This is a genomic window from Trichocoleus sp. FACHB-6, assembly GCF_014695815.1.
GTDB lineage: Bacteria > Cyanobacteriota > Cyanobacteriia > Cyanobacteriales > FACHB-T130 > Funiculus > Funiculus sociatus.
Window position 1 is genome coordinate 15,939 of the sequence record NZ_JACJOY010000114.1, and the last position, 22,096, is coordinate 38,034.

The following is a 22,096-nucleotide window of genomic DNA, read 5'->3' on the forward strand; positions in this document are numbered from 1 at the left end:
TATTCTACTGACTTGATTATTTAAATAGCGGAAGATGAATGTAATTCCAGCGATCGATCTGCTAGAAGGGCGGTGTGTGCGATTGTATCAGGGAGACTACGAGCGATCGCAAGTTTTTGACAACAACCCCGCTCATGTAGCTAAACTCTGGGTAGACCAAGGAGCAACCCAGCTGCATATTGTAGACCTTGACGGCGCTAAAACTGGCTCTCTGGTAAATCGGCAGGCAATTGAAGCGATATTACAAGCGGTGCAAGTGCCAGTACAAGTTGGGGGTGGCTTGCGCGACAAAAGTGCAGTTCGTCAGCTGCTAGACATGGGCGTTGAACGGGTAATTTTGGGAACCGTTGCAGTTGAACAACCCCAGATGGTAGAACAACTTTGCCAAGAATTTCCTGGGCAAATTATTGTGGGAATCGATGCCCGTAATGGAAAAGTTGCCACTAGAGGCTGGTTAGAAACTTCTGAAGTTACGGCAATTGACTTAGCTAAACAGATGCAACATCTGGGGACAGCTGCGATTATCTACACCGATATTCATCGCGATGGCACCCTTTCCGGGCCAAACTTAGAAGCATTAAGAGAACTCGCTAATGCTGTCTCAATTCCCATCATTGCTTCTGGCGGTGTCAGTTCCATTACTGACCTCTTGAGTTTGCTAGCTCTTGAACCTTTGGGGGTAAGCGGCGTTATCGTTGGCAGAGCCATCTACACTGGTGATGTTTCGCTCAAATCAGCCATACAGGCAGTGGGACAAGGACGTATTCAGGATGTCCCCCCAGATTTAGGCTTTTCCACCTTTGCTTAATTAACTCTAGTTCCCAGCCTCAGCCTGGGAACGCTCATCTAGAGGCTCTCCCTTCTGAGTAAAACGTAGATTGAGCCATTGGAACCTCACCCAACATCTAGTAAGCAAGCATGAGTTATTGAGTTTCCAGACGGTAAGCCCCACCTACGAATTACTACAAATTACTTAACTTTTTCATACTGCTTCGTCATGTGGTAGCTGCACCGGAAGCTCAATATAGAATTCTGTTCCTTCTCCCGGTTTCGATTGGCAACTTAGAACACCGCCGTGTTTTTCTACAACAATTTGATAGCTGATTGATAAACCTAATCCCGTACCTTGTCCTACTGGTTTCGTAGTAAAGAAGGGGTCAAATATATTTTGCTGCACATGAGGGGGTATCCCAGGCCCATTGTCAGCAATTCTGATTACCACTTTATGGTCATCTACCATTTCTGTGCGAATCTGAATGATAGGAGCGTTAGTTGTAAGTTGTAAGCTGTCGGTTGTTTCTCCATCCATTGACTCTTCCAGGGCATCAACAGCATTACTCAAGATATTCATAAATACCTGATTGAGTTGCCCAGCATAGCACTCCACGATTGGTAGATTGCTATAATCTTTGATTATCTGGATATGTGGTCGTCCTGCTTTAGGTTTCAGGCGATGCTGTAACAAAAGTAGGGTATTGTCAATTCCATTGTGTAAATCAAAAGGCTCTCTTGCTGCTTTATCTACACGGGAGAAATTACGCAGTGACAGAACAATTTGACGAATACGCTCTGCTCCTACCAACATTGAGTTCATCAGTTTTGGCAGGTCTTCGCTGAGGAAATCTAAGTCAATTTCTTCTAGGGCTTCTTTAATTACTGGTGTTGCGTTGGGATATTGCTGCTGGTAGAGGCGAATAAGGTGGAGCAACTCTTGAGTGTATTCAGTGGCGTAGGGAAGATTGCCGTAGATGAAGGAAACAGGGTTGTTAATTTCATGTGCCACGCCAGCCACTAACTGCCCCAAACTGGACATTTTTTCGGTTTGAACAAGTTGGGTTTGAGTTTGTTGCAGTTCATACAAAGCTTGTTCCAGCTGAGTTGCTTTTTCTCTCAGTTGCGCTTCCGATTTTATTAATGCTGCCTCGGCTAGCTTTCGATCTGTGATGTCGCGAGAGTTGACCACCATGCGGACTCCCGGTGCATCCATTAGGAGATTGCTATGGGTTGATTCTATATAACGCCATGAGCCATCTTTATGCCGAAACCGAAATTCAATTGTTAAAGCGGTTGTGGGATTTTGCAGAACTTCTTGAAAGTCTTTTTCTAAAAAGGGGATGTCATCTGTGTGAACAAAGTCAAATGTATTTTTGCCAATTAATTCTTTTGGCTTATATCCCAAAATCCGTTCGATGGCAGGACTGGCATATTTAATGGTGCCGTCCCCTTCCAAAATGGTGATCAGGTTGGAGCTATTTTGCAGAAGACTTCGCCATTTGGCTTCGTTCTGCCCCCAAACCACAGCTTCCCGCTTGCGTTCTTCTTCAACGCTAATAGCAGAGGCAATAATCCCCATCAGCTTTTTGTCAGCTTCACAGGGAATAAATTGATTTTGATATGCTACGCATACTGAGCCGATGTATTCACCAGCGCATTTGACAGCTTGCCCAATATAGGTTTGCAATTGGTAGGGAATTACCCAATTGTCGCTTTCGGCGTAAGGAGTATTTGGCAAATCTTGAACTACAAAAGTTTGGTCGCTGCGTTGCTGGATAACGTCATAGCAAATGTTGCCTTCTGGTTCTCTGACGTTGGAGAAGTCTGGCGGCGTTTGCGACTGTCCCCATGCCCATAGCAACCCTTCATGCAGTCGATTGTAAACTGCCCAAGCTCCGCCGAGTAAATCTCCTGCCAGTGCTGTGAGACGGTTAATGTTATCATCCGGGTCAGACTTAAGGCTGGAAAAGCACTCATTAATTTTTGAGAGTTGTTCGCCTGCCTTTTGGTTGGTGATGTCGCTTAACGTGCAGATGACTTGTTCGACAGTACCATCTGTATTTAACTGCGGTTCGGTATTCACGGATAGCCAGACGCGATCGCTATTCGTTGGTCGATACACCCCTAAAACTAAATTTCGCAGCGCTTGGCGCGTCGAAAGTAGCAGCAATGCTTGCTTTGCTCTGACTGGTGCCGTATGGAGTTTCAGCTGAAATGGTGTTCCATTTTCTTGAATAACGTGCCAATCTGAGTCAAGAGGCTCTTGATTTAACAGCTGGCTTTCGGTTAGCCCCAGCAAGTTCAAGGCCGCTTGATTCATCATGCGGATTTCCCCGCTAACTCCCATTACTAATACACCCACTGGTAATTCTTTGAGGAGCGCTGGGGGAAGGTTATCAATCCGGGGCGCTAAGGCACTGCTTTGCTGATTAGTGTGTAAAGGGGGCATATCTTCCAGCCAAGGTACTAAGTGAGTACCTGGAGTATTTGTTATGTCTATTCTGGTATAACTCGTTATACCGTTAAACTGGATACACCCTGAGTAGTAATTATTTCACGAATTTATTATTCTCTGAAGAAACTAGTTTTACACTTTTCTTCAAATAGATAGATGCAGATTTTTCCTTAAGGGACAATTCTAATCTGTATGGATACGTTTTTGGCTTTGGTGTTGGTTTTTTATAACTTCTATCTTAACAAGTTTTTATTAATAGAGGCTTTAACAGCTTAATAAATACATTTTTTCTCTATTAACTTTTTATAAGTATTTATCCCAAGCATAATAATTTATATACTTAAATAAAAACTTACTTTTCTTAATCGTATAAATTAGACAAGGCTTATATAGAAGCAAATTAGAGTTAAGTAACTATGAATTTTTAGTAAGTTTTTACACTAGCGGCTACGGAAAATAGAACAAATCTTAATGCGATGTGTAATTTGATATAAAAAATCATCAGTAGTATAGCGTTTCTCAGTTGAGTGGAATATATCGGGGTTCTAATCTAATGTTCGGGCCACCTTGGTAGAGACATGGTATTGCCATATCTCTACAGATGTATCGCACCCGACCCTAGAATTGCTATAAAGCAGGCAAAATACCTACCTGCCCTACAGGGATTTAGCTAAGGATGGTCAGCGGCTAGCCTGGTGGAGTAACTTAGCTAGCATCAACAGTTGCTCTTTATTAAAAACTTGAGCCAAAGCCTTTGCTGCTCCTCTGGGTTCTAGTGGAACAGTAATTTCCTTGGGGGAGGAAGGGCTGGGTGTTGGTGCCTGTACGGGTGTTTTTGCCACCGACGTAGTAGGGGCAGGGGTTGATTCTGGAGAAGCTGCCAGCAGCCGTAGACTGGCACTAGGAGCGATCGCGTTACCTTTCCCAGCTTGCAACAAGTCGCTAGATTGCTTGAGTTCCTTGATGGCAATGGGTGCCAGAGTAGAATAAGGATTTTTGGGATTAGCGATCGCTCGATGTACCGTTTTTACCAGCATCGTCCAAGTTCCTATCCCACCTCCCAGCTGCGCTAGCCGTTGGCACAAAGTTTGAAGTTGTTGGCGACTTGAAGGCGTTTCTGCTCCCTTAAACAGCAGCAACATCTGTTTTAGAACCGCCGTCACCTGAACCGAGAAATTTGGCGGCGGCATTTTCGCCACGGGTTTCGCTGGTTCTGCCTGTAGGGGTAATTCATCAATTGCTCCTACTCCCCCACCTACCAAGCGATCCAGATATGCCTGCAATTGTGCAAAATTAGGCTCTGCCGCTTGCACAAGTTTCTCACCTTCATCTTCCCTCAGCCCAAATGGCCCTTGCAGGCGGTCAATTAATTCCTTAAGCGTGTCGTATCCTTTTAAAAACATTGACTCCAGCTGGTGGTCAATGGTGACAGGATGCTCTTTGAGAATCTTAAAACAATCCTCAAATCGGTGGGAAACTTTTTGAATACTGTTAAAGCCTAGCATCGCCGCCCCTCCCTTAACGGAATGGGCAGCGCGAAACATTTCATTAACCCTTTCCTGATCTGCTATGACGCTTTGCAGATCCATTAGCCCTTTTTCCAGGGTTTCCAGGTGTTCTTTTGCCTCCTCGATAAAAAAACCTAAAATTTTTCCCGACTCCACGGCAGTATTCCTCAAAACAACGATTTTCTGTACTCACCTGTTCATTGGGGGAGTCGTTCCAGGCAATGATTCTTGCACTTGACACTGTTTACCCCGGTTCATCGCGGCACCCCTTTCCTTTGGCTTGTAGAGGCGGGATCTAATCTCGCGTCTCTACAAAGCTGTGAATACGCTTAGGACTGTTCTTAAAATACCCGAAACCGAAAATTTAGTGCTTAGTGGCAATACCTAACTTTGTAAGTGATATTTTTGCACTTGTGTCAAGTGAGTTTGTCTATCGGGATAAAAAAGGCGGACGAAAGCCTATAAAACATACAACAACACCATCTGTGACTTTTCCTAAATTTTCTTACTGTTGCAGGTATCTTGTCTGCTCTACGGATTTTTTCTTTTTTGTATGAGAGCCTTGTTGCATGAGTGGCTTTTTACCACGGGTTGCCAATCATCGTGAAAGCTGCCCAGTAGTATGGATGGGTGAGTTCTTTGTTTCCCAAGTCAGCGAGTTCTGGCGACAGAGGTAGGTTCCCTGTGGGCAAGAATAGTTGACCTCCTTCCAGACGCACTTGTCCCTTAAGCATGGCCACTTGCGCCTGTCGCAATGCCTCAGCTTTGATGGGGGCTTTTTTCAATTGTGCATAGAAATCCGCCATCAATCCTTGAGTTCCTTCATCTGACACAGACCATAAACTGGCAACAGCTGATTTTGCCCCTGCCAGCACAGCTAAGCCAGCAAACCCTAACTCTGCCTGTTCATCTCCGAGTGCCGTGCGACAGGCACTCAGTACCAACAATTCTACGGGCGGATCGTTCCATCCGAGTTGACGCAGCTGGTTTAGCCGCAGTTTGGTGTCCCATAACTGGATGTAAGAGTTTTCCACTGATCCAGACTTAAATTCTCCATGAGTTGCCAGGTGAACGATTCCATATGGCACTAGGCGACGCTGTGCTTTGAGATTATCCAGGGTAAATTTCTCATTTAGAAAAGATTTTCCCTTCCATAGTTTCTGGGTGATAATCGACAATTCTACAGGCACGCCTGGTAAAGGATTGAGTTCAGCAAATTTTGACATACCCATCGCTAGAACTTGGGTGTTTTTGATATCTACGTAGCGGGTATCAGTGAGACTGAGACTGGGCATGGTGCCGATGCTGTACTTTTCTATCAGGAATTTGTCACCATCATGGAGGGCAGGCATTGGTAGACTTCGCAAACCCGCATCCATCATAAATACTAGATTCTGCATCCCTCTAGCTTGTAATTCGGCTTCTAGGGGTGCCACCATCCACTGATAAAGTTGCTGGGATGGTGCCAGGTAGCCACGGGCATTTCTGACATTGGTTATTTCGCCGCGAAATGTTTTAGCCACTTTCATGACTTGTTCGCGTGTTGCCCCTTCTACCCGTTTCCGAATCGCCGATCCCTTGGCAGTAACGACTACAAGTTCCAGTTGGTCGTTGTTTTGGGCGGGACGATTAGCTGGAGGGGTAGTAACCTGTTGCTGGGAAACCTGATTGAGTGCTAGTCCTTGGGCATTAAATTGCCATATAACATCGGATTCTGGCGATATTGGTAGCGAAATAGTCTTGCCTGCTGCTGCTTTTGGTGTCCCCGTGGCGGGAACAAAATTGATATAGATTAGGGCCGGTTTAATTCCAGTTGCTTTCTCAATTGAGAGAAGAATATCGCGAGCTTCGGTTAGAGTTTTTACAGGAGTATCGGCACTTTCACCAATATATTGCTCAAATGAGCGCGTGAATGACTCGTCTAAGTCAACAAAGAGTGTGTCAAGTTCCGCTGGAGGAATGGTAGTAAATAGGGAAAGTTGTGGAGATTCATTTTCCTCTGGCGGCGTTGCCTCATCAGGCACTGAATTTGGTGCTGTTGAGGGTTGTGGGGATGGCTGTGGGGATGGCTGTGGGGATGGCTGTGGGGATGGTGGTGGTGACGCGGTAATTATTTTTATCTCACTCGGTGCAGTGCCTTGGGAGTAGCTATCTAAGAAAGATTGGGTAGGGATAATGCTATTGTCGGAACCAGTTGTAATTACGCCGCGAGTTCCATTAGTCCCAGCATCTCCCACAATAAAAGGAGTAATGTTGTTGCCTCCGTGGCGAATTGTGATTGCATTACCTCCCGCACCTCCGGCGTTGGAAATGCTTGCTTGTTGACCATTTGTGTCTGTGAAGGTGTCGGTAGCGCGGAAAAATCTACCTGTGGTAATGTCAACAATGCCGCCTGTGCCTCTAGATCCGCCTTGGGCGTTAATGAAACTAACAGAGATGTCATTTTCAGGGTCGAGGATGACATTACCACCATTTCCGGTACTGGCACTGGAGTTGATTTTTCCGGCGGTGATGCGAGTGATGGCAGAGATGGTGATGTCTCCGCCATTTGTGGTGCCTGTGGCGGTTAAATCTCGACTTTCTACGGCTGCTGTCTGACTGGTGAGGCTGATATTGCCGCCACTACCATTGATGGAATTAGAGATAATATCGCCTGCTAGTATGTTGCCTTGGGCGGTGAATGCGATCGCGCCCCCATTCCCAGAACTATAACCATAACCATAGCCAGAACCAGAACTATAACTAGAGTTTATTCTGCCTGCGGTGGTATCAATCGCGCCGTTGCTGCTAGTTAGAGTAATATTTCCTGCCGGATTAGTAATATTACCTGTGGTAATATCTTGATTTGCCAGCAGTGCGATCGCTCTGCCTGACCCTAGAATTTCAAAACCTGCGGTATCAATTGAGCCTGCTTGCAAGGTAACTTGAGACAAGAAGCTTGTGTCATCAGCAAGTGTTATCTTGCCGCTACTTGTTGCTCCTCCGATGGTGAGAGCATTCCTAAAGCTACTCAATACGACCATATCGCCTGCTGTTACGCTCAAAGCATTGGAGTTATTGTATGCTCTGCCAATCTCAATGTTTCTGCTAGCGGTTGCTGGTTGTAAAGTTAAGTTACCCGTGCCGCTGATTGTCGGAACTGGTCGGAAATTAATCTCATCTGCTGTCAGCGCTACATCTGAATTTAACGTTATATTACTGTTGAAACTGATGGTGCTACCACTCGTTGTGGTAATGTTGCCGTTTAAGTTGGTTAAGTTGGTGGCGAAGGAATCAACAATGAAGTCGCCTATGGGCGTGGTGTCGCCAATAGCACCACCGAATGTGATGGAATTGTCTGCCGACAAAGTTAAGCTTTGTCCGCCTGCACCCGTGCCATCCACTGTTCCGGTGATGCTGATGGGTGTAAATGTAGATCCGTCTCCTCTGGAACTGAGTGCGACATTGTTACCAAGTAACACGTTGCCATTAATAGAAATGCTGCTATCTCCGTTGATGTTTGCGTTTAGGGTTGTAGTCGGTGCAATCAGGTTGACAAAGCCGTCTAAGTTTATAATTGTGCCATTGACTGCGATCGCGCCTTGTGTTTGAATCGTTACGGGTGTGGGGAACAAGGCACCCGCTGGATCAATTGTGATAGTGCCGTTGCTATTAGTGCTTCCGATGACGAGCGGTCTACTAAAGGTGAATACGTTAAGATCGCTGGCGGTCACGGTCAGAGAATCTGGTAAATTGTATGCTCCACCAACCTGAATATTTCGGTTAGCTGTCGCGGGTGCGAGGATTAGGGTGCCTGTGTTGGTAGTCTCAACAACTGTCCCCCTAAAGTCAATCTCATCAGCTATCAGCGCTATATTATTCCTACTATTATTCAACGTCAGTTCACTATTGAAATTAATAGTGCTGCCTGGGGCTGTTTTGACATTGCCATCAAGAGTGACATTATTACTATTGACAGTTAAGTTGCCTATCGGTGTGGTGTCGCCTACGGCGCCAAAAGTGACATTACCTAGGCCTGCCTCCAGTGTCAGATTTTGACCGCCTGCACCATTTCCATCCAGTTTCCCTATAAAGTTAATGTTACCGCCCGTAGGACTATAACCAGTGCCAGTTGTTGTCGTGGTCAATGTAACGTTGTTTCTGAGTACCGAGTTGCCAGTAAAATTGATAGCGCCATAACCACCGCCAATGGCACGTATATCGCTGTTAATAATAATTGCCGATGTGCTTGCTGGGTCAATTGTCAGCTGAATAATTCCACTATCACGATTTCCAGGTTCAATAATAAGAGTGCCAACATTAATACTGTTAGTGGCATTGATGTCAATATGTGGATTGACTGAACCCAAGCTAGAGAGTCCTTGAGTAATAATGGTGCCAAGCTGACTATTGAAGTTGACGCTACTGCTCTCAAAACGGCGACCGCCAGTGTTAATTGTCCCAGTAATTGTGATGTTATTAGCTCGGGTTCCCGCACCACCTGCACCGCGAAGCACTACACGCAGTCCCGGAGCGATAGCATTAATTGAGCCATTCAGGATAATGTTATTGGCTGCTTCCAAAGTCAGAGTTTGAAAAGAAGACGCCCCGGAAATAATGGCTCCTGATGCTAGAGTAATGTCACCCGCTTGAGTACCTGTGTTTCCCGTCGTGATGGTGACATCAGTTCCGTAAGCAAAGGCCGAATTAATCGTTGCCACGTCAACGATTGCATCATCATTAGTTGGGGTGAAAATATCAGGATTTCCGCCACTGAACGCACCGCCAGTGGTAGGAGATGCCTGGATAATTACATTACGCGGATCTAACAACCAGGTGCCGGGAAGACCTTTAGGAGCGCTAGCATCAGCGGGTTTAGTAACTTCCAAGTAATTTTTGCCGGAAGTTTCGATAAAGCCACCGTTACCGCCTTCTGAGCCACCACGAGCGGTAATATTGCCATGAGTACGGGTGGCTTCATCTGCCCAAACTATGACTCTACCGCCATTGCCATTAGTAATAGCATCAGCATTGATTTGTACATCTTCGCCAACATAAGTATAAGCAGCATTGGGAACACCGCCTTTTCCCAAATAATCGCCGCCAAGCAATACTCTACCGCCACCCGCATCGCCGGAGACGTTAACGTTGGCTCCGGCTAACGCAACTTTATTTCCTAGTACAGCTACTGCACCGCCTGTTGCTCCTGGTTGCGTGTTGGATGCGTCTAGTTTACCGGATGCGATCGCGTAAGCGTATGCGCTCTTAGCGCTGCTCGCGTTTCCCGATTCTACTGGTACGCTAATCCCAGAACCAGTTATCTGGATGCGATCGCTATTGACAATTAATCCAGTAGCATTAACTACGTTTCCACCTGTTAGTAATTGCGGCAATGATTGTGGAGACTGACCAGGGACATCTGACAGGCCAGACGTTTGTCCTACCAACGGACTGACTTCTAAACTTAGTACATTTCCCGCGTGAGAGATGCGAACCAAACTTTCACCAGGTACAGCGGCGATGGTAATATTTCCTCCAGGTGCTGTCAAACTTCCTGTATTTAAGACTGTTCCACCCAATAGATTGAGATTATATCCAGTTCCGACAGCTAAGTTACCTGTGTTGACAATGCTCCCCGGCTGTTGTGTGCTAAACGTAAAAGTATTGGGTATTCCTGTCAAATTGGCGTAGTTATTCAACCCATAAGCATTAAACGAGTTATTACCAAAACCGATGCTTGTAGCGGTGGTGGCGGTGAAGGAAGCTGGAACATTTAAGCTGGCATTGTTGCCAAAAACTATGCCAGCGGGATTCATCAGAAATAAATTAGAGTTGCCGCCTGTAACTTGAAGCAAACCATTAATAATCGAGGGATTGCCACCATTGACACGACCGAGGATATTTTGAATCGATGGGTTTGCAAGAAAGTTAGCTATTTGGTTTGAGTCGAGTCCAAATTCGCTGAAACTGTGGAATAAATTTGCTTTGTCTGCTGAAAGTTTGCCGCCGCTAATATCAATTTGATTGCCTGTGGTGGTGACGTTGGTGTTGGTGTCGTTTCCTGGGGTGATTTGTGCTTTGACGAACGTTGGAAAAAGGCAAAAAGCGAGAGATAGAAGGGGTACTCCCACTTTTTTAGCTGTCACCCTGAAGGGTGCGGCTACACGAACAAAGGCTGCCTCCACCGCCTGAATTAGTGTGAGCCTGCCGAGGCTGGCTTCGTTTGCGTAGCCGCAGGTTTCAACCTGTGGGGGTATTGGAAAAAAATCTATAAGTGACTTATTTTTGGGAATTAATTTAACTATTGATTGAAAGGGAAAATGATTTAGAATTTGCAATTGTATAGCAAAGCGATCGCTCATTCCCCGGCGCTGGATCGCGTTAGCGATCGCTTGTGCTGAATTTTTCGCCTGCTGTTTGGTATATCGCTGAGAATCGCTCCCTAGATGGCACCGATAGTAATACAACGGCTTTTTGACGTGCCGCACTTCGGTAATTTCGGAGAGTTTCAGGCATAAATCGTAGTCTTCTACATATGCCATTGACTCATCAAAACCTCCCACTTGCTCCAAGACATCCCGCCGCATCAGGCGGAAGTGAAAGGTCATAAAATCGAGCAATAGCCGCTCTTTGGAGTAGGGAATTTGGCACCGTTTCCCGTAGCTGAGAATTTTGCCGCGTTGGTTAATATCCAGGTAGTCGGTGTAGACTAAACCTACTTCTGGGTTTGCCTCTAGTACAGCTGCTGTTTCCAGGAGTGCTGTGGGTGCCAGCAAGTCGTCGCTGTCTACAAACCCGATGTAAGTTCCCTTTGCGTGCGCGATCGCATTTTGCAATGACGGTATTCTGCCTTGATGCTCTGCCGCTATTACCCGCACACGGCGATCGCGTTTAGCATACTCCCTGGCAATTTCCACAGATTTATCTGTAGAACCGTCATCCCAAACAATTAGCTCAAAGTCATGCCTAGTCTGCGTCAGAATACTCTCAATAGCTGCACCGAGATAGCGATCGCGGTTGTAGGTAGTAATAACTAGGGAAATCGGTACAGGCATGGACTACTCCGGAATTGTTAACTTTCGTTGCTGAAAGTTGTGCTACATATAATCAAATTATCTGCTCTAAAATACTCCTTTAAGTAGATATCTAAGCAAAATTAAATAATATTTAGCAAATACAAATTTGCTAAATTAGAAAATGCCAATTTGTATTTGACAGTGCTAAAACGTGTGTTATCTACTGTACAAACAAGCTAATATAAAAACATATTTTAAAAGTAAATCTGTATGGTACAATTTGACCCAAAACTGGGCTTACCCTCAAGCGATGAACTACCTGATTCTGATGGTCTTCCTGTGGATAATGAACTACTAACTCTCGTCCCCAATTTCTTGAGTTTAATTCTAGGTTTTATCTGGGCTAATCGCTTTGATTGGTTTTTTGGTGTCAATATGGGCGTTTACCATACCACAGGTTTAAATCCTAGAGTTCCCATTGTTCCTGATGCTTTCCTCAGCTTAGGAGTCGAACGGGTCAAGGGGAATAATTTACGTAAAAGTTACGTAACGTGGGAAGAAAACGGGGTTGTCCCCAGATTTGTTCTGGAAGTCGTTTCTCAAACCCCCGGAGGCGAGTACGACGATAAAATGACTATTTATGCTCGGTTAGGGGTGTTGTATTACGTTATTTATAACCCGGATTTTTGGCGACGCGATCGCCAGGAACCTTTTGAAGTTTATCGCTTAATTGATGGAGTTTATCAAGGTCAAATTGGAGAGCCGTTTTGGATGCCAGAAATCGGTTTAGGAATTGGACGAGGTATTGGCTATCATCTAGGCTTTCAAAGAGAGTGGTTGTACTGGTTTGATCAAAGGGGAAATCGGTTTCCTACTCCAGAGGAGCTGGTGGAGCGTTATCGCGATCGCTTTGGTGAATTGCCAGAGGCGGAATAGCTTTAAAAATACATTATTAACTACTAAGCCTCCACACAAAAAGCCTGCCTATAACGGGCGTTTGTGTAGCCGCACCCTTTAGGGTGACGGCTACTGTTAACCGAACTGTATTGGGAGTGAGAGTTTATATTTGCTAATTTCTAGCTGTCAAAAACTCTCGCATATATTGAATTACTAACTGTGGCTGCTCTTGCTGCACCCAATGGCTAGAAGTTGGGATGTACTTGATAGTAAAGTCCTTGACGTACTCCTCAGTTCCGTAAGTTAGTTCTTTACCCAGTGCTGTATCTTTCTCTCCCCAAATCATCAGCGTGGGAACTTGGAGAACGCTCCAATCTAAACTTAGAACTCTCTGCTGAGTTACATTGCGGTAATAGTTCAGCGTTGCTGTTAATGCACCACGTTTGGAGGCAGCATCTTTATAAGCCTCAATATCCTCATTAGTGAAAGCATTCTTGTTAACTGCCATGCCCTTGAGAGCAGTTTCAATTGCTTGGTAGTCTCCTGCTTGCAAGAGTAATTCTGGTAGTCCCGGTATTTGAAAGAAGAAGATGTAAGAGCTACGTAGCAACTGTTGAGGAGTGCGGAAACCTTCGGCAAACTTGGCAGGATGAGGTATATTTAGCACTATCAACTTATCTAACATTTCTGGGTATGCGTAGGCAAAATTCCAAGCGATCGCGCCTCCCCAATCATGTCCAACCAAAACACATTTATCGTATCCTAACCCTTGAATTACCCCTTTCACATCTTCGATAAATTCAGCCATTACATAAGCTGATTGCTCTTTTGGTTTGTCGCTTTCATTGTAGCCGCGCAAGTCGAGAGCCACGACTTTAAAATCTTTGGCAAATTCGGGTATTAGATGCCGCCATGAGTACCAAAACTCAGGAAATCCGTGCAGCATCAGCATCAAAGGCCCTTCTCCCTGCGTGACATAGTGCAGCCTGATGCCGTTACTCGTGATGTATTCGTGCTTCCAAGAACCTTCTAGCACTGACATTGATATTACCTCATACGATTGTGGATTTCCTCTCGTTACCAGGTTGAGCCTGGTAACGAGATTATTGAAACTCTGCCGCAATTTGATCCTGGTACAAACAGTAAGATATTCGTTACTCAGGCAAAGATAGCTGAGCATCTGATTCCATCAACGTCTGTTTCTCTTCTTTTTCCTGTAGCAGTAATCCTGCTAGATGAATAATGGCAAGAATTAGCGCTCCGATGGAGAGAACATAACTGTGCAAAGTGTAAAGGTGTGCGACTGTTACAGTGTTGATTGCGCCACCGCCTGTAAGAATTTGTCGGAGTACGGAACCGATGAGGGGAATGGTTTCTATTGTGCCTAACTCGATTTGGAAACGCCAGTATCCCAGCTGCGTCCAGTCGAGGAGCATAGCAGTCCATCCGAGAGCGATCGCAACTAAAGTCAATAAAATTCCGCTGATCCAAGCTGTTAGCCAACTAGGGCGAAATTTCTCTCCCAAAAACATCACAACAATTTCTATCAGAGAAACACCAATTAATCCATTACCAGCAATGTCATGGATACGCTGAACTAACCAGCCATTAGGAATTTCGGCTTTAATTGCGTTTAAGGAGTTATAGGCTCCACCCGCCGTAGGTTCGTAGTAGAAAGACAGAAGAATTCCGGTGATGGCTGCAATCAGGGTTAAAGACAAAATAACTACAGCCAAAATAGTAGCCAGTCTCTGAAGTACGAAAGGGTACTGTACGTTTTTCATGGCTAATTCCAACCTTTGTCGGCTGAATATGTATTTATACTTATTTTATGTATTTTTCTTAAGTTAATGCCAATAAAATATTAAATTTCTCATTTTCCCTAAATTGGAAATTCTCCCACTCTCCTACTCTCCTACCACCCATCACCACTGACACTCTCGCGCCATCAATACTTCTATCGCCTTAACATCCAGGGGCCGGGAGAAAAAATATCCCTGACCATACTCGCATTTGAGCGCTCTGAGTTGGGCAAGTTGCTCAGATGTTTCCACCCCTTCTGCAATCACATCTAGACCCAAGTTATGCGCCAGCGTCACAATGGTGCTGACAATTTCCAAATTTTCACTATCGCCGCTCATCCTACTGACAAAGGAACGGTCAATTTTTAAAGTATCAATTGGAAATCGGTGCAGATAACTTAAAGATGAATAACCCGTGCCAAAGTCATCAATATATAACTGTACCCCTAATTTTTTCAGCTGCAAGAGCGTGGAAATTGCAGATTCAGCATTTTCCATCACGGCGCTTTCAGTGATTTCCAACCTCAAACTTCCAGCATCCAAACCAGTGTCTTGTAAAATCTGATGGACTGCTAGAGCTAGATTGGGTTGCGTAAACTGTTTGCTAGAAAGATTCACGCTAATAGTTAAGGGTGAGTTGCCCAAGAATTTTCCTTGCCATTGGCGCATCTGACGGCAAGCTTCCTGTAATACCCACCAACCGATAGGAACAATTAGCCCTGTTTCCTCCGCCACCGGAATAAATTCCCCTGGAGAAACCAAACCCCGTTCTGGATGCTGCCAGCGCACTAGCGCCTCAAACCCAGTAATTTGACCTGTGGAGAGCGAAACAATTGGCTGATAGTGAAGCCGAAACTCTTGGCGATTAACAGCCTGTCTCAGGTCAGTTTCTAAGTGCAAAAGTGCCACGGCGCGGGTGTGCATAGCTATGTTAAAAACTTCATGACGCTCTCTACCCAATGCCTTAGCGCGATACATGGCAATATCAGCATCGCGTAACAGGTGTTCTGGCTCTTCGTAATCTGTTGTACCCAAAGCGATACCAATACTGGCGCTGGTAAACACTCTCTGCCCGTCCAGATTGAAAGGTAAAGCCAGTTTATTTTGAATTTGGTTGGCAACGCGGGTGGCATCGCTGATATTTGTAATATCGTCTAGGAGAATTGCGAACTCGTCACCCCCCAAACGAGCAACTGTATCTACATGGCGCACACACGTTTCCAGCTTACGAGCGATTTCTACTAACAGTTGATCTCCACTCATGTGTCCCAGGCTGTCGTTGACGACTTTAAAGCGATCTAAATCTAAAAAAAGAACGGCAAACAAGTAATCGTTACGCCGTTTTTTCAACTCATTCGCGTGTTTTAGTCGATCCATGAACAAAGCACGGTTTGGTAAGCCTGTCAGCTTATCGTAAAAGGCATCGTGTATTAATTGCTCTTCTGCAAGTTTGCGATCGGTAATATCTGTAGAAACACCAAGAATTTGTCTAGTTTTTCCATCAGGCGATACAAGCAATTTCTTGATTGTTTGAAACCAATGTACTTTACCTGTGGAATCTGTAATGATTTCTTCTGGAATAGTTTTTTCGTAAGATGATGCTATCACCTCTCCGTCATCGCAAAGAAACTGATCTATTTGCGCTGAATTTGAATTGAAATCTGCATCAGTTTTGCCAAGCAGATTTTCGACTGTTGTGCCATAAATGTTTGCTACTGCTTTGTTAGCTAGGATGAATTTTCCATCGCAGTCTTTGACAAAAATTAGATTTGAAGTTCCGTCAATTACATAGCGAAGAAACTCTTGTTGTACTCTCAATGCTTCCTCAGCTCGATTGCGCTCAGTGATATCTCTAATAACGCTGATGACGCACAATTCATTATCAAAGTCAATAATTTCTGCTGATACCAGCCCTACACGCACTTCGCCTGACTTAATAATAAAGTTAAATTCCTGGTTGCGAACTGTCCCTTGATGCTGTAAAGTCTGCATCACCTGAGTACGATCCTCTGCATTTGCCCAAAGGTTTAGCTCAAATGAAGTAATACCGATAATTTCTTCACGGCTATAGCCAGTGTGGTGTAGAAAACCATCATTAACTTCAATAATGCGTCCTTCTGCTAGGGTGGTGATAGCGATCGCATCCGGACTGGAACGAAAGGCTTTAAAAAACCTTTCTTCTGACATCCGCCGCGCCTGTTGTGCCAGTTCACGCTCTTTAATCTCAGCTTGCAATTTTTGATTCGCTTTTTCCAGTTCGGCGGTTCGTTCCTGAACCCGGATTTCTAGCTCATCGTGGGCTTTACGAAGCGCTGCTTCTGTGTGCTGGCGTTCTAGTGTCGCTTCTAGCAGGTTTGCATAATTACGTCGCAGTTCGAGTTGCGCGACTACTTGACGACTAAGCGCTAAGAGAGCCTCTTGTTGCTCCAAACTCAGTTGACGCGGTACAAAGTCAATTACACAAAGCGTTCCCAGTGCATAACCTGCGGGCGTTATTAAAGGAGCACCCGCATAAAATCGGATATTCGGGTCGGACGCCACTAAAGGGTTAGTTGCAAACCGATTGTCGGTTGAAGCGTCTGGGACGACAAACAAATCGGATTGCATGATGGCATGGGCGCAAAACGCAATATCTCGCGGTGTTTCTGATACCTCCACGCCTACTTTTGACTTGAACCATTGACGATTCGCATCAACTAGGCTCACCAGCGCAACCGGAGTTTCGCAGATATGTGCGGCCAAATAGGTCAGCTCGTCGAAAGCCCCTTCTGGACGAGTATCAAGAACTTCATACTGGCAGAGAGCTTGAAGCCTTGCAGCTTCATTGCTAGGTATTGGTGCTTTCACTCTTGATGTTTCTCCAGATTGGATGTTGGTGACATCTTCTTTAGCACTAGCTTTCGCTTCAAATATCCCTATCTGGCTCAGATTTGCCATATATATTTAGTTTGTCCTTTGCCAGGTTAGCTACATTTAGTCCTGCGGTATTTAGTTTTACCTCAAATCAGATAGCATCTCTAGGGATCTAAATCACATAAATCCCGTACTTTTATCACAAAATGCCTTAAGCAAGCCCTGAAATAACATGTTCGTAGGTCGCCAGGGCTTGTTTGTTCTCTTGCTATCAAGTTTTTGTAACTTTTACTTTATCAACCTTTAATAATTATCACAGATAAAGTTTAAAATTAATGTTGCTGATCTTTACTTTTGGGGCGAGTTCATCCAGAGGCAGGTGCATTAGGGTGGCACCCGTAATATACCCTCCAGATAGAATGAACAAGCGCTACGTATCAAAATAAAATAGCTCGGAGGATGATATTAACGCATGGAATATCAATTGCAAGTCAATCGGGCGATGGAAACCTTGAAGAAAGATTTACCGACGCTTTTTGAAAAAGATATATCCTACGAAATTTATGCGAAAGATATTTACTTTCGAGATCCTGTAAACAAATTAAAAGGAAAATTCAACTATCACATTATCTTTTGGACTTTGCGATTTCACGCCAGGCTATTTTTTACTCAAATTTATTTTGATTTGCATGATGTATCTCAAACAGCTCAGGATACGATTTTGGCAAATTGGACTGTTCGAGGCGTGTTGCGAGTTCCCTGGAAAGCTCGCATATTCTTTAATGGCTATTCTACTTATACGCTTAATAAAGATGGTTTAATATACAATCACATCGATACTTGGGATCGTAAACCAAGCGAAATTCTGAAGCAGTTCATCCGCAAATAAGCAAAAAGGCAAAAAATAAATTGACTTGCGTATTTGTCTCTACGTGCTTATAATCGCTTTTCAATTTTTGATTCTTGCCTTTTTTAGCGTTCACATTTGTGAGAAAAAACACGATAAGCATTTTCGTCTACATTACAAGGCTCGGTTAAATCATCGTCTTCCATATTCACCAAATTGTATTGAACATTTTCCGTATGAATTGCTAATGTAACTTTTGACACTTCCAAAAAATTGATTACCCAAAAACATTCTTCTTGCGGATAACATTCATAATACTGAATAATTTTCGCAAGACAAACTTCTAAATGAGTACGGCTATAGGGAGAAATTAGAATTATTTTGAGGAGAAGCATTGCTAAGGTTACGGATTTTCCTTGAGAAGCTAAGGAAATAAACAGCGAAGAAGGTTCCCCGTTTCTCTTAACCGTTAAACATTCAATAACTCGATTACAAGTTTTGAGTAGCAGAGAGCTATCTAACTCTTTTTCTGAGTATTCTTCATAGAAAGATTCTAGGGCTTTACTTACTTTTGTTTGTAGGGTCTCTACTAAACCTTGGTTATCTGTAGAATAAAATAAATATTTAAGTAGGCTTTGCTTAAAATACTTGTACTTAAGCTGTTGAGTTTGTTTGAGAAAAATATTAGCTAGACTTGCATGGTTGAACCAGCCGCGTTTTGCCAAAACTTTCTTCACTAAACGCAGGGCGTCATCACCAAGAGCCGTAGGGTTTTGGGTTCTTGTATCATTAACTGTAACAGGCTGAGAACGAGCTGTATACATCGCCAGTTCAAATTTGAATTGTTCTTTTAGCTGCTTTGCTAGTCCTTTAGCTGCTTGACGCTGTTCTAGGGTGTTTTTAGAATTTACATACTCAGGTGCTAGTAAATAAGAAGCATAACGGTATTTCCAATGGTCTTTCTGTACAACTTCATATTTAAAAACAAATAACTTGAGTTCTTGGTAATCTGGGCTATTGACAAAATTTAATAGCCACGCATTGAGGGTTCTTCGAGTTGGGGACGAGAAGCTATTACTAGGCGATAAATTAGAAAACAGTTGAACTAAATCTTGTGCTGATTTGGATTGCCTAGCGGCAATCCAATTATTAATTAAAATATAAAAACAACGTTTTAAAGTATTTCTAAATTCTTTTTCAGCATTAACAAATATTATTTTTTGTAGGGCTTTTCTAGGCTCAGAAGCAACAGCCTTAGCCGGATCAACAAATAACTGGTTGAACTCATATAAAACTAAGTCTGGCGACCATTTTTTAACAATGCTGAGAAAAAAACGGCAGATAATTTCTTGCTCAGGAAGAATATTTTTGCCCGACTTGTTTGATTTAGGCAATGGCTTAGGCTGATAAGAATTTGGTAAAACATCCCGGATTTTCGGAGTCGTCATAACTCTTGAGTGCTTGGTTGTGAGTTGAGGTAAAACGCTCTGGGATTGCATGGTGCTGTCGAAGATTCTTTATTCTAAATGTAGACTGTTTCTCCACAAGACTTTGTGATGGAAAACAGCGATAGCGTATGACAGCCACCTCATGAATGGGTGAGGAGGGATACTATAGCAATGTGACGCCAGTCACGCAAGCGATCGCCTTTAAGGCTTGTGGGAATTTTCTCCGCTGGTTTTTTTTTTGTACAGCTATAGCGGAAAATGAAATCGAAAACCTCTACTGTAGAGAAGAGGTTTGGGACGCACCAGTAGTAAGCTGTATCTAGCTGAAGCCGAGGTGTAGCGATCGCTTCCTAGCGAATTGCTGATTAACTACACGCCGTTTAGAGGTAATTCCGGCTTCTCGTAGCGCAGCACACCTACTTAATATACACCTCACATTAGAATAACAAGTATTAACTATATTCGCAATAAGAGATAAAAATATCTCTTTCCTAGTACCCAATCGCCACTTAAAAGTTAACTTCTCGGCGTTAAAATACACTAAACAACTAAGAAGCAGCAATTCCAGGGAACATTATTCTGATTGGAGAACGTCAATTTAACCCGCCGTCTTCTGACCATGCTGAAATTTTATATGCCAGTAACCAAGCGAACTCTTTGTAGTTTAATTGTAAGCTGTTTGATGCTTTTGGCTTATCAGCCACCCAACTATGGGAATAATAAGCCGTTCGATACCCGGACGAGTGAAAAGGCAGTTAATCGTACCTCTATCAACGGAAAATACACACCTCTGGCAATTAATTATTTTCTGGAAGTGGCTATGGGAACTGAGTACGAAGGCTCAAGTTCCACAATCAAAAAATGGGATAGGGATATAAGGATTAAAGTTATTGGTTCGCCAACTTCTGAAGACCTCACAAGTTTGCAAGCAGTAATTGATGAAATCAATATTCTTACCTCAGGTAATATTAACTTGTCATACGATGCGAATAATCCCAACCTAGAAATCTATTTTGTTCCTGTCTCACAATTTGCGAAATACGAGCCAAATTATAAGGCGTTAAATTATGGTTTTTGCTGGGTTGGCTGGAATAATGATGCTATTTATAAGTCGAGAGTTTTGATTTCTACGGTTGGAATTACCCAGAAAGAACGCTCTCATCTGATCCGCGAAGAACTCACCCAATCTTTAGGACTAATGAGGGATTCTGACAGATACGCAGATAGTATCTTCTATCAAGGTTGGACTGACTCAACAGAGTATGCTGAGATTGACAAAGCTCTTATCAAAATGCTTTATCGACCAGAAATCCGTTCTGGAATGAGTAAGGCACAAGTGCTGGAAGTGTTGAAAACAATGGATATACAAGAAGAAATCGCACCTAATTCTGATTGCAGACCAACCGATGCCAATCCTGCTCTTGATTTTTCGGTTGAATCGTTTTGTGATAGTAGCACTAAGTAAGAGGAATCTCTTTTAACTAAGGAAAGCCGGAAATCTGCACGGTCTTTCTTTAGTAGTTAAGTGAGAGATTCCCCGGATAGCGATAGGAAGCTGTCTAAAAGCTGAAAGTACCTCAATATTGTGCCGATGGGGCGCAATAAGGTGCAAAGCACGAAAAGAGTGATCGCTATAACTTTACTCTTAACAATACTCCGATCTGCGATTGGGCAAGATAGTATTTCGTTACCAAACCGCCGTAGACACCCTAAAATTAAAGACAATACTGGAGGTTAGTTACAGATCAATCGCTGTTGTGCTTTGCAAGAAGTGATAGAAGTCCATCACTTCTCGTGACACCTTCGCTTAGCTAGGACGCTGTCAACTTCCTAGACTCTTTCTTAATACAAAGCCGCACGAGTTTGTGGTCCAACAACGCCGTCTACTCGTAATCCGTTTGCTGCCTGAAATCTTCTTACTGAAGACGTTGTTACAGAACCATAGTATCCCGTGCTGGTTCCACTAAAGTAACCTAAATCTCTCAGACGATTCTGGACGCTAACCACGCCGGGGCCACTGATACCAAATCGCAACAGACCTGATGGAGAACCACCACCAGTAGTACCACCGCCGGTGCTACCCCCTACCCAGGCGGCAGATACCCAGTTGCCATTAGAAAGCTGCGCCCAGCCTCCTGAATAGCGACCGCTTAGGGAGATATCGGTTCCATTTCGCAAGCTACCGACAACCGCACCATTAGGGCTGGAACGGACTCTCAGGGAACTGCCATTGGTTCTCACATAGGCTGCCATAGCACTATTGGCTAAGCTGACAATTGAGAGCGCCATAATGGCAGATAATAAACCAATCCAAGCTGAGCTTGGCGGTTTCCAGTTTAATCCTTTGAATAATGTCACCTCGTATGCGTCCGGATTGAGGGTGACTTCTTCATGGGCTACAGACAAATGGATGTATGCAAGTGTTTCCATTGTTTTCTTCTCCAAAAAATTGCTTAATGCAACTGACAAAAGGCTGTCACCGCCATTTTTCTCAGTTAGTCGTTATCGCATGGGTGT

At 44.0% G+C, this 22,096-nt stretch carries 12 protein-coding genes; 4 read left to right on the top strand and 8 right to left on the bottom strand.

The window, feature by feature from the left end; genetic code table 11:
- Nucleotides 1-34: 34 nt before the first annotated feature.
- Nucleotides 35-808, top strand: coding sequence for a 1-(5-phosphoribosyl)-5-[(5-phosphoribosylamino)methylideneamino]imidazole-4-carboxamide isomerase (gene hisA / locus H6F66_RS22895; RefSeq protein ID WP_190425932.1), 774 nt, complete (start codon nucleotides 35-37; stop codon nucleotides 806-808).
- Between the two features lie 174 nt (nucleotides 809-982).
- Here hisA and H6F66_RS22900 read toward each other — a convergent pair whose 3' ends face one another.
- The 3 genes from H6F66_RS22900 to H6F66_RS27860 all read right to left on the bottom strand — a co-directional run bounded on the left by H6F66_RS22900 (nucleotide 983) and on the right by H6F66_RS27860 (nucleotide 11,771).
- On the bottom strand, nucleotides 983-3,223 hold the full coding sequence (locus H6F66_RS22900; RefSeq protein ID WP_190425935.1) for a PAS domain S-box protein: 2,241 nt from the start codon (nucleotides 3,221-3,223) through the stop codon (nucleotides 983-985).
- 686 nt (nucleotides 3,224-3,909) lie between these two features.
- Entirely contained in the window at nucleotides 3,910-4,893 is a 984-nt protein-coding gene (locus H6F66_RS22905) for an Hpt domain-containing protein (RefSeq protein WP_190425938.1), read from the bottom strand.
- Between the two features lie 425 nt (nucleotides 4,894-5,318).
- Nucleotides 5,319-11,771 (bottom strand): CHAT domain-containing protein, encoded by a 6,453-nt coding sequence (locus H6F66_RS27860; protein ID WP_199295484.1) that lies wholly within the window; start codon nucleotides 11,769-11,771, stop codon nucleotides 5,319-5,321.
- Between the two features lie 231 nt (nucleotides 11,772-12,002).
- On the opposite strand from H6F66_RS27860, the gene H6F66_RS22925 reads away from it, so the two are divergent.
- The gene (locus H6F66_RS22925) at nucleotides 12,003-12,668 is read left to right on the top strand and encodes a Uma2 family endonuclease (RefSeq protein ID WP_190425941.1); all 666 of its coding nucleotides are present in this window, start codon (nucleotides 12,003-12,005) and stop codon (nucleotides 12,666-12,668) included.
- Between the two features lie 133 nt (nucleotides 12,669-12,801).
- Here H6F66_RS22925 and H6F66_RS22930 read toward each other — a convergent pair whose 3' ends face one another.
- The 3 genes from H6F66_RS22930 to H6F66_RS22940 all read right to left on the bottom strand — a co-directional run bounded on the left by H6F66_RS22930 (nucleotide 12,802) and on the right by H6F66_RS22940 (nucleotide 17,368).
- Entirely contained in the window at nucleotides 12,802-13,671 is an 870-nt protein-coding gene (locus tag H6F66_RS22930) for an alpha/beta hydrolase (RefSeq protein ID WP_190425944.1), read from the bottom strand.
- 112 nt (nucleotides 13,672-13,783) lie between these two features.
- Entirely contained in the window at nucleotides 13,784-14,413 is a 630-nt protein-coding gene (locus tag H6F66_RS22935; RefSeq protein ID WP_190425948.1) for a cytochrome b N-terminal domain-containing protein, read from the bottom strand.
- Between the two features lie 141 nt (nucleotides 14,414-14,554).
- Nucleotides 14,555-17,368: an EAL domain-containing protein gene (locus H6F66_RS22940; protein WP_199295485.1), complete on the bottom strand. Its 2,814-nt coding sequence runs from the start codon at nucleotides 17,366-17,368 to the stop codon at nucleotides 14,555-14,557.
- Between the two features lie 388 nt (nucleotides 17,369-17,756).
- Here H6F66_RS22940 and H6F66_RS22950 point away from each other — a divergent pair, with 388 nt between their 5' ends.
- Nucleotides 17,757-18,173 (top strand): DUF2358 domain-containing protein, encoded by a 417-nt coding sequence (locus H6F66_RS22950; protein WP_190425950.1) that lies wholly within the window; start codon nucleotides 17,757-17,759, stop codon nucleotides 18,171-18,173.
- Between the two features lie 83 nt (nucleotides 18,174-18,256).
- On the opposite strand, the gene H6F66_RS22955 is transcribed toward H6F66_RS22950, so the two are convergent.
- On the bottom strand, nucleotides 18,257-19,579 hold the full coding sequence (locus H6F66_RS22955; RefSeq protein WP_190425954.1) for a hypothetical protein: 1,323 nt from the start codon (nucleotides 19,577-19,579) through the stop codon (nucleotides 18,257-18,259).
- A 634-nt stretch (nucleotides 19,580-20,213) separates the two neighbouring features.
- On the opposite strand from H6F66_RS22955, the gene H6F66_RS22960 reads away from it, so the two are divergent.
- On the top strand, nucleotides 20,214-21,044 hold the full coding sequence (locus tag H6F66_RS22960) for a DUF2927 domain-containing protein (RefSeq protein WP_199295486.1): 831 nt from the start codon (nucleotides 20,214-20,216) through the stop codon (nucleotides 21,042-21,044).
- A gap of 377 nt (nucleotides 21,045-21,421) precedes the next feature.
- Here the strand turns inward: H6F66_RS22960 and H6F66_RS22965 are convergent, their stop codons facing one another.
- Entirely contained in the window at nucleotides 21,422-22,009 is a 588-nt protein-coding gene (locus H6F66_RS22965) for a peptidoglycan-binding protein (RefSeq protein WP_190425959.1), read from the bottom strand.
- Nucleotides 22,010-22,096 lie beyond the last annotated feature (87 nt).